The organism is Methylorubrum sp. Q1 (genome assembly GCF_004683995.1).
In the GTDB taxonomy this organism is placed as follows: domain Bacteria; phylum Pseudomonadota; class Alphaproteobacteria; order Rhizobiales; family Beijerinckiaceae; genus Methylobacterium.
On sequence record NZ_SRHQ01000005.1, the window covers coordinates 69,026 to 81,114 of the forward strand.

12 protein-coding genes are annotated in these 12,089 nt (G+C 69.1%); 3 read left to right on the plus strand and 9 right to left on the minus strand.

Annotated elements, in window-relative coordinates:
- Positions 1-151 precede the first annotated feature (151 nt).
- Positions 152-277, plus strand: coding sequence for a hypothetical protein (locus tag E4V01_RS26535; protein ID WP_256371244.1), 126 nt, complete (start codon positions 152-154; stop codon positions 275-277).
- Positions 274-471 carry a hypothetical protein gene (locus tag E4V01_RS06690; protein WP_060770587.1) on the plus strand — a complete coding sequence of 66 codons (198 nt, stop codon included), beginning with the start codon at positions 274-276 and terminating at the stop codon, positions 469-471. The genes E4V01_RS26535 and E4V01_RS06690 overlap by 4 nt, the downstream gene beginning before the upstream one ends.
- A gap of 61 nt (positions 472-532) precedes the next feature.
- Here the strand turns inward: E4V01_RS06690 and E4V01_RS06695 are convergent, their stop codons facing one another.
- The 3 genes from E4V01_RS06695 to E4V01_RS06705 form a co-directional block, all read right to left on the minus strand.
- Positions 533-877, minus strand: coding sequence for a diacylglycerol kinase (locus E4V01_RS06695; protein ID WP_060770586.1), 345 nt, complete (start codon positions 875-877; stop codon positions 533-535).
- Positions 874-1,929 carry an AbrB family transcriptional regulator gene (locus E4V01_RS06700; RefSeq protein ID WP_135297812.1) on the minus strand — a complete coding sequence of 352 codons (1,056 nt, stop codon included), beginning with the start codon at positions 1,927-1,929 and terminating at the stop codon, positions 874-876. Before E4V01_RS06700 ends, E4V01_RS06695 begins: the two co-directional genes overlap by 4 nt.
- Before the next feature lie 252 nt (positions 1,930-2,181).
- The gene (locus tag E4V01_RS06705; protein ID WP_060770584.1) at positions 2,182-3,153 is read right to left on the minus strand and encodes a LysR substrate-binding domain-containing protein; all 972 of its coding nucleotides are present in this window, start codon (positions 3,151-3,153) and stop codon (positions 2,182-2,184) included.
- A 147-nt stretch (positions 3,154-3,300) separates the two neighbouring features.
- Between E4V01_RS06705 and E4V01_RS06710 the strand changes: the two genes are divergently transcribed.
- Positions 3,301-4,893: a catalase gene (locus E4V01_RS06710; RefSeq protein ID WP_060770583.1), complete on the plus strand. Its 1,593-nt coding sequence runs from the start codon at positions 3,301-3,303 to the stop codon at positions 4,891-4,893.
- 293 nt (positions 4,894-5,186) lie between these two features.
- Here E4V01_RS06710 and E4V01_RS06715 read toward each other — a convergent pair whose 3' ends face one another.
- The 6 genes from E4V01_RS06715 to miaB all read right to left on the minus strand — a co-directional run bounded on the left by E4V01_RS06715 (position 5,187) and on the right by miaB (position 12,057).
- Positions 5,187-5,918, minus strand: coding sequence for a BA14K family protein (locus E4V01_RS06715; RefSeq protein ID WP_135297813.1), 732 nt, complete (start codon positions 5,916-5,918; stop codon positions 5,187-5,189).
- A gap of 182 nt (positions 5,919-6,100) precedes the next feature.
- Positions 6,101-7,804: an apolipoprotein N-acyltransferase gene (gene lnt / locus E4V01_RS06720; RefSeq protein ID WP_135297814.1), complete on the minus strand. Its 1,704-nt coding sequence runs from the start codon at positions 7,802-7,804 to the stop codon at positions 6,101-6,103.
- Positions 7,805-7,832: 28 nt separating this feature from the next.
- Positions 7,833-8,981 carry a hemolysin family protein gene (locus tag E4V01_RS06725; RefSeq protein WP_135297815.1) on the minus strand — a complete coding sequence of 383 codons (1,149 nt, stop codon included), beginning with the start codon at positions 8,979-8,981 and terminating at the stop codon, positions 7,833-7,835.
- Positions 8,982-9,017: 36 nt separating this feature from the next.
- A complete protein-coding gene (ybeY, locus tag E4V01_RS06730; RefSeq protein ID WP_135297816.1) occupies positions 9,018-9,503 on the minus strand; it encodes an rRNA maturation RNase YbeY in 486 nt (161 codons plus the stop codon).
- Positions 9,504-9,573: 70 nt separating this feature from the next.
- The gene (locus tag E4V01_RS06735) at positions 9,574-10,680 is read right to left on the minus strand and encodes a PhoH family protein (protein ID WP_060770579.1); all 1,107 of its coding nucleotides are present in this window, start codon (positions 10,678-10,680) and stop codon (positions 9,574-9,576) included.
- Between the two features lie 36 nt (positions 10,681-10,716).
- On the minus strand, positions 10,717-12,057 hold the full coding sequence (miaB, locus tag E4V01_RS06740; RefSeq protein WP_060772309.1) for a tRNA (N6-isopentenyl adenosine(37)-C2)-methylthiotransferase MiaB: 1,341 nt from the start codon (positions 12,055-12,057) through the stop codon (positions 10,717-10,719).
- Between the last annotated feature and the right edge of the window lie 32 nt (positions 12,058-12,089).

Consider the following 12,089-nt stretch of genomic DNA (forward strand, 5'->3'; position numbering starts at 1 on the left):
ATTTTTCGCGGGACTTGTGGCGAAGTGTCACCTGTATCGCTCGGCGCACCAGTACAAACGTGCTAGCGCGGCGGCCATGCCGGTTTGGACAAAAATCCTTATTGTCGTCGCCATTGCCGTGATCCTGACGGCATGGGGGTGGATGCTGGACTTGAGCCTGTCCGCCGCCCATGCGTGGCTTCTCGACCGGATCGGCCATACGGGGATGCGCCTTCTGATCGGGATGATGGTGTTCGCGGGGGCCTGGGCCCTCTGGAAGGAGACGGAGGATCGATGAGCCGCCCTCTCGCCGTCGCGCTTCTGGCGCTGTCCCTCTATCTCGGCGTGCTGGATTGCGCCGTGAATCTCGGCTTCTCGACGGTCCATGCGTGGCTGCTCGATCTGGTTGGCCGAACCGGCCTGTGGATCGTGATCGCGGCCACCCTGTTCGGCGGTACTTGGGTCGTCTGGAGCGAGCAGGAAGACGGCTGAGGCTCTTGTTTTCGCATCATCTTTTTTCCGAAAGCCGGCAACCACCTTTCGGGACGATGCTTTAGAGCCGGTCGATCACCGCCGCGCCCCAGATCAGGGCAGCGATCACCTGCGTCAGGAACGCACCCGCCGAGGCCAGATCCTTGACGATGCCGATTCGCTCGTGCCGGCCGGGATGGAGGTGGTCGCACAGCTTCTCGATCGCGGTGTTCAGGAGTTCCGCCCCGAGCATCAGCAGCAGGCTGGCGATGAGCGCCACCCGGACCCACAGGCTGCCGCCGAGAGCGAGCGCCACGGGCAGGCCGAGCGCTAGCAGGACGAGTTCGAGCCGAACCGCGCGCTCGGTGCGCCCGCCATGGACGAGGCCGCGCCAGGAATTCAGGAAGGCGAGATAGAGCGCGGTCACGCTCTCTCTCCCGGAACCGCCCGGGCGATCCATTTGGCGAGGATCGGGCCGGTCGCCAGCACGACGAACAGGCGCAGGGTCTGCACCGCCAGCACGAAGGACACGTCGGCCCGCGACCCGACGGCGATGATCGCCACCGAATCGAGCCCGCCGGGACTGGTGGCCAGGAAGGCGGTGAGGAAATCGATCGGGAGCCAATGCGTCAGGACCCAGGCCCAGACGCCGCAGAGCAGGATGATCCCGGCTGTGGCCGTCAGCACGCCCGGCAGCGCGTGAAGCGTCTCTTCCAGGGTGCGCCGGTTGAAGCGCAGCCCGACATACCAGCCGATCGCCGCGTAGGCCGCATCGAGCACCGGCCCGGGCAAGGCGATGTCGAGGAAGCCGGCGGCGTGCAGGCCCGCGCCGAGCAGCATTGGCCCGATCAGGGGGGCGGAGGGCAGCCGCAGCAGCGACGCGAGGCCGAACCCGGCGGCGGCGACCGCGATCGTCGCCGCGAGGCCGGGCCAGCTCCACGTCTCGCCGGGCGCGCCAGCGGCGGACGGGCCGGCGACGTCGGTGAGGAGGCGCGCGGCGAGCGAGGCCGAGAGCACCACTGCGGCGACGCGCACGTATTGCATGAACGCGACCAAGCGCGGGTCGGCGCCGTAATCCTCCGCCATCGCCACCATGGCCGCGGCCCCGCCCGGCGAGGAGCCCCAGGCCGCCGTCGTGCCGGGCAGGACGCGCAGCCGCGTGAGCGCCAGCCCGGTGAGCGCGCCGGCCGCCACCGTCACACCGACGACCGCGAGGATGATGAGCCCGTCCTCGCGCAGGGTCGCCGCGATCTCGGTGGTTGCGGAGCGGGCGACGAGGCAGCCGATCACCGCCTGGGCTGCCATGAAGAGCGGCCGGCCGAGCGAGAGCCCGGCGCCGCGAACCCCGAAGGCGATCGCGGCGAGCATGGGTCCGAGCAGGAAGGCGGCGGGGAAATGCGCGCGGCTCAGGCCATAGGCGAGAGCGGCCGAGACGGCGACGAGCGCCGCCCAGCGCAGGAGGATGCGGGTCTCGGGCACGGGCTTGAATGCTGAGTGACGCGCAGGAAGAGGGAAAAGAATCGCGCGAGGCTCGCGCTACACGCTCTTCCGCAAACTGTCACGGCGATCGCTTGAAGCGATCGCCTCGGCTTTTGCCTCGGCCTCAAGCACCAGCGACTGCGGAACGTCTCGGCCCCTCGGGCTCTCGCTCCGCGCAGCGCTCTTCGCGTCGCGAAGCCGCCAAGCGGCTTCGAGCGACTGCCCAGGGAGACGTCGCCACCGCGGCGGGCGTCAGGCGGTCCACCGTTCCCGCTCGCCGGACGGCGGGGCACCGTAGGCCTCATCCTCCCGGCAGGCGGCGGTGCCGGGCGGGGCGTGCGCCCGGAAGAAGGCTGCGAGATGGGCAAGACCCGCCGCCCGCGGATCGCTGGAACGCCATGCCAGCGCGAGCGTGCGGCCGGGCCCCTCTCCCTCGAAGTGACGCACCACCGTGAGCCCGGTCGGATCGGGGCCGGAGGGAATCGCCAGTGCCGGGATCAGCGTATAGCCGGCGCCCGCCGCCACCATCGAGCGCAGGGTCTCGAGGCTCGTGGCGTGGCGGCCCGCGCCGCGCAGGGTGCCGCAGGCGGCGATCGTCTGGTCGCGCAGGCAATTGCCCTCGTCGAGCAGCAGCAGGTCGGGCCCGTTCAGGTTTTCCGCCCGCGGCGGGGCGCCCTGGGCGAAGGCGTGGTCCACCGGGCAGGCGAGCCGGAACGGCTCGACGAAGAGCGGCGAGACGGTGAGCCCGGAGGCGGCCACCGGCAGGGAAACCAGGGCCGCATCGATCCGCCCGTCGCGCAAGCCATCGAGGATCTCGGCGGTGCGCGCTTCGCTGAGCGCCAGCGTGAGCAGCGGAAATTCCTGGCGCAGCAGGCGCAGCACCAGCGGGAAGTAATAGGGCCCCAGCGTCTGGATCGCGGCCAGCACCAGCCGGCCGGTGAGCGGGGAGCCGCGCCCCTCGACGGCGAGCGCCAGCAGGCGTTGCGCCTCGCCGAGCACCACCCGGGACTGCCGCACGATCCCCTGCCCCGCGACCGTCAGCAACACGCGACGGTTGGATCGTTCGAACAAGGTCAGTCCGAGCGCGTTCTCCAATTTACGAACCTGCACGGAGAGCGTCGGCTGGCTCACGTTGCAGCGCTCGGCAGCCCGGCCGAAATGCCCTTCGTCGGCAACAGCGACAACATATTCGAGATCGCGCAGGGACAGCCCGGAGAGATTCATAGGCTGTATCTATCACATCGTTTGTGACGATGCATTTGCTAATGGGTCATGCCTGGGTCATACCGTCGAAACAGAATGGTTCCAGGCTGTGCGGACGCACCGAGCGATCCACCCTGAAGCCCCTGCCTCCCAAGGAGAAAGTAACGCATGAGCGAGAACCGTCCGATTCTGACGACCCGTCAGGGCCATCCGGTCCGCGACAACCAGAGCACGCGCACGGTCGGCGAGCGGGGACCGGCGACGCTCGAGAACTACCAGTTCATCGAGAAGATCACCCATTTCGACCGCGAGCGCATTCCGGAGCGCGTGGTGCATGCCCGCGGCGCCGGCGCCCATGGCTGGTTCGAGGCCTATGGCAAGATCGGCGACGAGCCCGCGTCCAAGTATACCCGCGCCCGCGTGCTGAACGAGACCGGCGTGAAGACGCCGATGTTCGTGCGCTTCTCCACCGTGGCCGGCGCCAAGGAGAGCCCTGAGACCGAGCGCGACCCGCGCGGCTTCGCGGTGAAGTTCAAGACCGTCGAGGGCAACTGGGACCTCGTGGGCAACAACCTCAAGGTCTTCTTCATCCGCGACGCGATCAAGTTTCCCGACATGATCCACGCGTTCAAGCCGGACCCGGTGACGAACCGCCAGGAGGCGTGGCGCTTCTTCGACTTCGTGGCCCAGCACCCCGAGTCGATCCACATGGTCACCCACCTGAAGTCGCCGTGGGGCATTCCGGCCAACTATCGTGAGATGGAAGGCTCGGGCGTCAATACCTACAAGCTGATCAACGACCAGGGCGAGGCAGTGCTCTGCAAGTTCCACTGGGAGCCCAAGCAGGGCGTGCGCAACCTGACCTCGGGCCAGGCGTCCGAGATCCAGGCCAAGGATGTCGGCCACGCCACCCGTGACCTCTACGACAACATCAAGGCCGGCAATTTCCCCGAGTGGGAATTCTGCGTGCAGATCATGCCCGACGGCCCGAACGACCACCTGTCGTTCGATCCGCTCGACGACACGAAGCTGTGGCCCGTCGAGGATTTCCCGCTGCTGCCGGTCGGCCGCATGGTGCTGGACCGCGTGCCGGACAACTTCTTCGCGGACGTCGAGCAGTCGGCCTTCGGCACGGGCGTGCTCGTGGACGGCATCGACTTCTCGGACGACAAGATGCTCCAGGGCCGGACATTGTCCTACTCGGACACGCAGCGCTACCGGGTCGGCGCCAACTACCTGCAACTGCCGATCAATGCGCCGCAGCCCGGCGTGAAGGTCTACTCGAACCAGCGCGACGGCCAGATGACCTACAGCGTCGATGGCACCGGCCCGAACCGCCACATCAACTACGAGCCCTCGACGCTCGCCGAGGGCCTGCGCGAGGCACCCAAGCCGGCCAAGGACTACCACCAGCCGGTCCAGGGCAATCTCGGCCGCTACCAGACTTCGCGGACCGAGGACGACTACACCCAGGCCGGCGTGCGCTACCGCTCGTTCCAGGATTGGGAGCGTGAGGATCTGATCGCCAACCTCGTCGCCGACATGAAGCAGTGCCCCGAGCCCATCCAGCTTCGGATGGTCTGGCACTTCTGGCACGCCGACGAGGATTACGGCCGCCGCGTTGCCGAGGGCGCGGGGATCGATCTGGAGAAGGCCAAGGCCCTGCCGCCGCTGCCGGGCCGTGCCGCCCCGCATAAGCGTCTCCCGGCCGAGACCTACACCGACGGCAGCCACGCCGTGCACAAGGTCGCCGCCGAGTAAGAGTACCTCACAAACCTCCCGACCACGGCCGGTTCTCGTCTTTAGCGCCACCGTGTAGCGGGAGTTTTGTGAGAGACACAAAACCTTCGTCCTGGATACCTGATCAAGGACGATGGTTGAGACTCTTGTTTTCGCATCATCTTTTTTCCGAAAGCCGGCAACTCGCTTTCGGGACGATGCTCTGAGGCGATCGTCCGAACCACGTAAAAAACCCCGCTCGACCGTCAGGTCGGGCGGGGTTTCTTTTGGGAAGAGGCGGGAGCACCAAGCAATGCTCCCGTCGTCTCAAAGTCTTACGGGCAGGAGCGGCGCACGCCGCGGCGGACGATGTAGGTCTGCGTCTGCGGGTCGTAGGTCTTGAAGCGGCGCGCGCACTCGGCCACCAAGTCCTCGTCGCCGCCGGGTGCGACACCGGTGGTCACCGTCTCGGTGCCGTAATAGCCGGCCGGCGCGTAGTAACCGTCGTCGTAGCCGTATCCATAGCCGTAGCCCGGATAGCCGTAGGCGCCGTAAAGGCCGCCGGCGGCAAGGCCGAGCCCCGCTCCGAGCCCTAAGCCGAGCCCGAGGCCGCCATAGCCGTAGCCCCGGCGATAGAAGCCGGCATTGCGCCAGCGGTTGCCGCCGTACCAGCCGCGCTGGCCGAATCCCGGCCGCACGCCCGCCACGCCGTTGCCGAAGCCCGGACGACCCACGCCGAAGCCGGGGCGGCCGGCAAAGCCACCGCCACGGAACCCGCCGCCGGCGAGGCCCGCTCCGCCACCGCGGAAACCGCCCCCGGCCAGACCGGCTCCGCCGCCACGGAACCCGCCGCCGCCAAACCCCGCTCCACCACCGCGGAAGCCGCCTCCGGCAAAGCCGCCGCCGCGGCCGAACCCGCTCACGCCGCCTGCGCCGAGAGCGCTGCGGAAGTTGCCGCCGCCGAGGCCGCCGGAACCGCCGACACCGATCGGGCGCGCGTCTGCGCTCGCCGGAAGATAGGCCAGCGCGCCCGCAAGGACGGCCGAGGCCAGGAAGATCTGTTTCATCGTCATTCCCTTGGAATTCGAGAGAATGGCCTGCGCCGGTTTCCACCGGCGAAAAATGGGCCGTTATCTTGAGAACGCTTGGCGATGACGGATGATCCTAAGGCCAAGATTGCTCGAGTGTCGCGTCGGCGTCGCAATTCACGCGCGGACGTCTCGAAAGCTCCGCGGCCTCACCTTGGCCGTTACGTCCGACGGCGGCGTGCGGCGAGCGCGATCAGGAGGCAGCCGATGAGGCCGGCACCGAAGGGGAGGTCGCCGAAGGCGGCGTAGAGGGTGCGTCCGGGCAGCCTTGCCGGCAAGCTCGCATCGAGCACCCCTTCGATCCCGAGCGGAAGGCTCGCGATGACCCGGCCATGGGCATCGACCACCGCCGAGATGCCGGAATTGGCGTCGCGCACCAGCGGCAACCCCTCCTCCACCGCCCGCAGCCGGGCTTGCGCGAAGTGCTGGCGCGGGCCCGGCGTGTCGCCGAACCACGCATCGTTGGTGAGGTTGAGGATCAGCCCCGGCACGGCGGGCGCACCCTCGGCCGGATCGGGCGGCAGGATCGCGCCGGGAAAGATCGCCTCGTAGCAGATCGTCGCCGCCACAGGCGGCAGGCCCGGCACGTTGAGGATGCGCTGGCCGGCGCGGTCGCCTGCGGTGAAGCCACCGGGGATGGAGACGAACTGGCGCAGACCCAGAGCCCGTAGCAGCGCATCGAGCGGCCCGGGCAGGTATTCGCCGAAGGGGACGAGGTGGACCTTGTCGTAGAGGTCGCCGAAACGCCCGCCCGCGCCCATCGTCAGGATCGAATTGAAGAAGACGGCGTTCTCGCGGGTCAGCCGCTCGCCGTCGGGCCGTTCGCGCACCCGCGCGGCACCGGTGATGAGCTGCTTGCCCTCGGGCAGCGCAGCGCCGATTCGCCCGAGCGCCTGCGGATCGCGCTGGATCAGGAACGGAAAGGCCGATTCCGGCCAGATTAGGTGGGTGACATCGACGATGCCGGTGCGGTCGGGCGAGAGCGCGCGGTCGCTGAGTTCGAGATACTTGCCGACGATCCGCTCGCGGTTTTCCGAGCCGAACTTGTCGTCCTGCGGGATGTTGGGCTGGATCAGCCGCAGGCGCACGCCCGCCACCGTCGGATCGGGCGCGGAAGGCACACGCCCGGCGCCGTAGGCGGCAAGCCCCGCGAGCGCGACGAGGGCTGCCAGCACCGGCCCGAACCGGCCCCGCGGCGTCGCGCCGGTGGCGAGCGTCGCGGGTGCGGCGGCGATCAGCACCGCGAGCAGGGTCAGGCCGTAGAGGCCGACGAGCGATGCGGCTTGCATCGTCCAGAGGTTGCCCCCGAGCGCCATGCCGAGGGTGTTCCAGGGAAAGCCCGTCAGGATATGCCCGCGCAGCCATTCGGCGGCGGCGAGCCCGAAGGCGAGCGCCGCGATGCGGGCGGCTCCCCGCGACCAGACGAGGCGGGCGAGGGCGAAGCCCGCCGCGAAGAACAGGGCGAGCACCGCCGGCAGGCCGACGACGCCGAGCGGCAGCGCCCAGGCGAACTGATCCGCCTCGACGAGAAAGGCGGCGCCGAGCCACCACAGACCGGCGGTGAAGTAGCCGAAGCCCCAGGCCCAGCCGATGCCGGCGCAGACGCGCAGGGTGCGCCGGACGGAGCCGTCGATCGCCGCCCCGTCGATCAGCCAGACGGCGATCGAGAGCGACACGACGAGCGCCGGGAACAGCCCATAGGGCGGCATCGCCAGCGCGCCGCAGGCGCCGGCCGCGACGGCGATCGCGGCCCGCGTCCATCCCTGGCTCAGGATGATCCGGTGCGCGAGGGCCTCGACGAGGCCGATCCGCGCCGCGGCCGGGCCTATTCCGGCGCCGGGCGCGCGGCCGAGCGGAGCGGTCATGCCGTGTCGCTTCGATTCCGTTGTGTCTTCAGCGCCCGGCCTCGGCAGCTTGCGCGGTGTCCGTGTCGGGTGCCTGCGCCGCCGCCGGTCGGGGCGGCGGCAGGGCGAGCGGCACCACGGTGCCGATCTTGGCTTGCGCGCGCTGGAGCTTGATCCGCTTCACCCGCCGGGGATCGGCGTCGAGCACTTCGAACTCGATGTCTTCGGGACCGGGAATCCGCTCGCCGCGCGCCGGAACCCGGCCGGCCAGCGTCACGATCAAGCCGCCGATCGTGTCGATCTCGGCTGCAAGCTCCCCGAAGGCGGCGGCGAGGTCGAGGCCGGTGGCCGCTGACACCTCCGCGAGGCCGGCGCGGGCGTCGACGATATAGGCCTCCGTCTCGCCTTCCATGCGGTTGACGAGCTGGCCCTCGGCCACGTCGTGCTCGTCCTCGATGTCGCCGACGACCATCTCGATCAGATCCTCGATCGAGATCAGCCCGTCGGTGCCGCCATACTCGTCGATGACCAGCGCCATGTGGGTGCGCGTAGCCTGCATCCGCACCAGCAGGTCGATGGCCGGCATGGAGGGCGGCACGAACAGGACCGGGCGCTGGATGCGGGTGGAGGCGAGCGTCGCGCTGAGATCGACCTTGCCGAGATCGAGGCTGCGCAGCGCGCCGCGGGCAGAGGCCGTGCGGCGCGGGCGCGGCGTGGGCTTGGCCTCGGCGCCGGTGGCTACCACAGGCTGCGGCGCGGCACGGCGCGGGGGGGCTTCCGCCTGGGTGGCGAGGTATTCCACGAAATCGCGGATGTGGACCATGCCGCGGGGATCGTCGAGGGTTTCACCGTAGACCGGCAGGCGCGAATGGCCGGCGGTGCGGAACAGCTTCAGGAGATCGCTGAGGCTGGTGTCGCTGGACACGGCCACGATGTCGGCGCGGGGCAGCATCACATCGTCGACGCGCACCTTGTGCAGCCCGAGCACGTTCTTGAGCATGGCGCGCTCAAGGGGAGAAAAGGCGTCCTCACCCGTGTCGGGTTCGGCCAGGGCCTCCTCGATGTCGGTGCGCAGGGAGTCGCGCGGACGCATTTGGAAGACGTTCAGCAGACGATCGTACCACGCCTCGCGCGGGGGCGGTTCGGCGTCCGCGACTGGCGCGGCCAGGGCCGCGCCGCGACTTCGGTCGTTGGTCATGGGTCTCTAGGTTGGATACGGCGGGAGTGCCGGAGATCAGTCGTCGTAAGGGTTTGGAATGCCGAGTGCGCGGAGCGCGGCGACCTCGAGCGCCTCCATGGCGTCGGCCTCAGCCTCGCCGGTCTCATGGTCCTGTCCGAGAAGGTGAAGGGTGCCATGGACGAGGAGGTGGGCGAAATGGTGCTCGAAGGGCTTCGACTGCTCCGCACTCTCGCGCACGAGCGTGTCATACGCAAGAACCACATCGCCGAGAGGCCGCGCCAGACCCGGCTGGAACGGTTGCTCCGCGGCCAGAAACGATAACACGTTGGTGGGTTTATCCTTGTCCCGCCACGTGCGGTTGAGCGCTTGGACGGTGGCGTCGTCGGCGAGCAGGATGCTCACTTCGACGGGTCCGGAGGCCGAATCGGGCAGAATCGCCAATCCCGCCTCGACCGCCCGCAGCGTGAACGCCTCCAATTCGGGGATCGCCTGTTCCCAGCGCGCATCCTCGACGGCGATGTCGATCTCGTTGTCGCTCATGTGTGGTTTCTGGTCAGTACCGTCAACGCCCGTGCGGTGCCCCATAGGCCGCCGCGATTGATGTCGCCGCTCACGCCAGCGGCCGGCGCCGCGGGTTCGGGTTGCGGTCGGCCTCGCTCTCGCCGTGGGCGGCGGATTCGTAGGCGGTGACGATCCGGCGCACGAGGTCGTGGCGCACCACGTCCACATCGCGGAAGCGCACGCGGCCGATGCCCTCGACGCCGTCGAGCACATTGACCGCCTCCACAAGGCCGGATTTCTGACCCGGCGGCAGGTCGATCTGGCTGGGATCGCCGGTGATGATCATGCGCGAGTTCTCGCCCAATCGGGTCAGGAACATCTTCATCTGCATGGAAGTGGTGTTCTGCGCCTCATCGAGCAGTACCACGGCGTTGGTCAGGGTGCGCCCGCGCATGAAGGCGAGCGGGGCGATCTCGATGATGCCGGTCTGGAGGCCGCGATCGACGTGGCGCGCCTCCATGAAGTCGTAGAGCGCGTCGTAGATCGGGCGAAGATACGGATCGACCTTCTCGCGCATGTCGCCGGGCAGGAAGCCGAGCCGTTCGCCGGCCTCGACGGCCGGGCGCGACAGGATCAGGCGCTCGGCATGGCCCTGCTCCAGCAGCGAGACCGCGTGGCCGACCGCGAGCCAGGTCTTGCCGGTGCCGGCGGGGCCTTCCGCGAAGACGAGTTCGTTGGCGCGCAGGAGCTTGATGTAGTCGCTCTGCGCGGCGTTGCGGGCGCGCACGGCGCCGCGCTTGCGGGTGGCGATCTGCTCGAACTGCTCGCGGCCGTTATCGGCGACGATCTCGGCGGAGGGGAACAGGTTGCCCTGGACGGTGACCTCCTGGATCACCCCGTCCACGTCGCCGAGCGTCAGGGTCGTGCCGGCCTTCTGCACCCGCGTGTAGAGCCGCTCGAACACGCGCCGCGCCTTCTCGGCGGCCTCGGGCGTGCCCTTGACCACGAGGTGGTTGCCGAGCGCGGTGCCGGTGATGCCGAGCCGCCGCTCGATATGGGCGACGTTCTGGTCGTACTGGCCGAAGACGAGGCTGGCGAGCCGGTTGTCGTCGAAGGTGAGCGAGACCTCCACGGTCTCTGCGAGACCCGGACGCCCCGGTGAGGGGCGGTTGTTGCGGCCGGCAGGGCCACGGGCGGACGCAACGTCAATCGGCACGCGAGAGATCCGGCATGGTGATGGGCCTCATATAGGTCACGCGGCCGCCGCCGCACCCTCCAGCGCTTCGCCGAACAGGCTGTTGGAGCCCGCCCGCGTAATCCGCACCCGCACCACCGAGCCGATGGTCGAGGCCGGCGCATCGAACTGCACCGCCTGGAGATGCGGCGTCTTGCCGGCGACCTGACCCGGATGCCGGCCGGTCTTCTCCACCAGGATCTCGGTGAGCGTGCCGACGCTCGCCGCATTGTAGGCGTGGCGCTGCCGGTCGAGGAGTTCCTGGAGGGCGGCGAGCCGCTCGGTCTTCACCGCCTCCGGCACCGCATCCTCGCGTTCCGCCGCGGGCGTGCCGGCCCGCGGGCTGTACTTGAACGAGAACGCCGCCGAAAAGCCGATATCGGAGACGAGCCGCATGGTCTGCACGAAATCGGCATCGGTCTCGCCGGGAAAGCCGACGATGAAATCCGAGGACAGGGCGATGTCGGGCCGCGCGCTGCGGATGCGCTCGATCAGCCGGCGGTAGGCATCGCCCGTGTGGCGCCGGTTCATCGCCTGGAGGATGCGGTCCGAGCCCGACTGCACCGGCAGGTGCAGGTAGGGCATCACCAGCGGGTTTTTTTCGTGCGCGGCGATGAGATCATCCGCGAAGTCGTTGGGGTGGCTCGTCGTGTAACGCAGGCGCAGGAGGCCCGGCACCGCGGAGAGCGCGTCCATCAGGTGGCCGAGGGTCGCGGGTGCGCCGTCCGGCCCGTCGCCGTGATAGGCGTTGACGTTCTGGCCGATGAGGGTGATCTCGCGCACCCCGCCCTCGACGAGGCGGCGCGCTTCTTCCACCACCGCCGCCACCGGGCGCGAGACCTCCGCGCCGCGGGTATAGGGCACGACGCAGAAGGCGCAGAACTTGTCGCAGCCCTCCTGCACGGTGAGGAAGCCGGTGACGCCGCGGTTGCGCCGGGCGGGCAGGTGGTCGAACTTGTCCTCGGCCGGAAATTCGGTGTCGACGACGCGGCTTGTTCGCGATTGGCGCAACAAATCGGGCAGGCGGTGATAACTCTGCGGGCCGACGACGACATCGACCGCCGGTGCGCGGGAGAGAATTTCGCGACCTTCCGCCTGCGCGACGCAGCCCGCGACCACGATGCGGGTGTCGTGCCCGCTCTCGGCCCGCTCGCCCTTCAGCACCCGCAGACGCCCGAGTTCGGAATAGACCTTCTCGGCGGCCTTCTCGCGGATGTGGCAGGTGTTGAGGACGACGACATCGGCCTCCTCGACCGAGTCCGTCGCGCTGTAGCCCTCGGCCGCCAGCACGTCGGCCATGCGGCCGGCGTCGTAGGCGTTCATCTGGCAGCCGTAGGACTTGACGTAGGCTTTCTTCAAGATCGTATCCCGAGGCAGCCGGCACGAGGCCG

What these genes read in the sequence shown, in the direction of transcription:
- E4V01_RS06690 (WP_060770587.1), top strand. Translation starts at nt 274, where the DNA reads ATGAGCCGCCCTCTCGCCGTCGCGCTTCTGGCGCTGTCCCTCTATCTC.
- E4V01_RS06705 (WP_060770584.1), bottom strand. Translation starts at nt 3,153, where the DNA reads ATGAATCTCTCCGGGCTGTCCCTGCGCGATCTCGAATATGTTGTCGCT.
- E4V01_RS06710 (WP_060770583.1), top strand. Translation starts at nt 3,301, where the DNA reads ATGAGCGAGAACCGTCCGATTCTGACGACCCGTCAGGGCCATCCGGTC.
- E4V01_RS06715 (WP_135297813.1), bottom strand. Translation starts at nt 5,918, where the DNA reads ATGAAACAGATCTTCCTGGCCTCGGCCGTCCTTGCGGGCGCGCTGGCC.
- lnt (WP_135297814.1), bottom strand. Translation starts at nt 7,804, where the DNA reads ATGACCGCTCCGCTCGGCCGCGCGCCCGGCGCCGGAATAGGCCCGGCC.
- E4V01_RS06725 (WP_135297815.1), bottom strand. Translation starts at nt 8,981, where the DNA reads ATGACCAACGACCGAAGTCGCGGCGCGGCCCTGGCCGCGCCAGTCGCG.
- ybeY (WP_135297816.1), bottom strand. Translation starts at nt 9,503, where the DNA reads ATGAGCGACAACGAGATCGACATCGCCGTCGAGGATGCGCGCTGGGAA.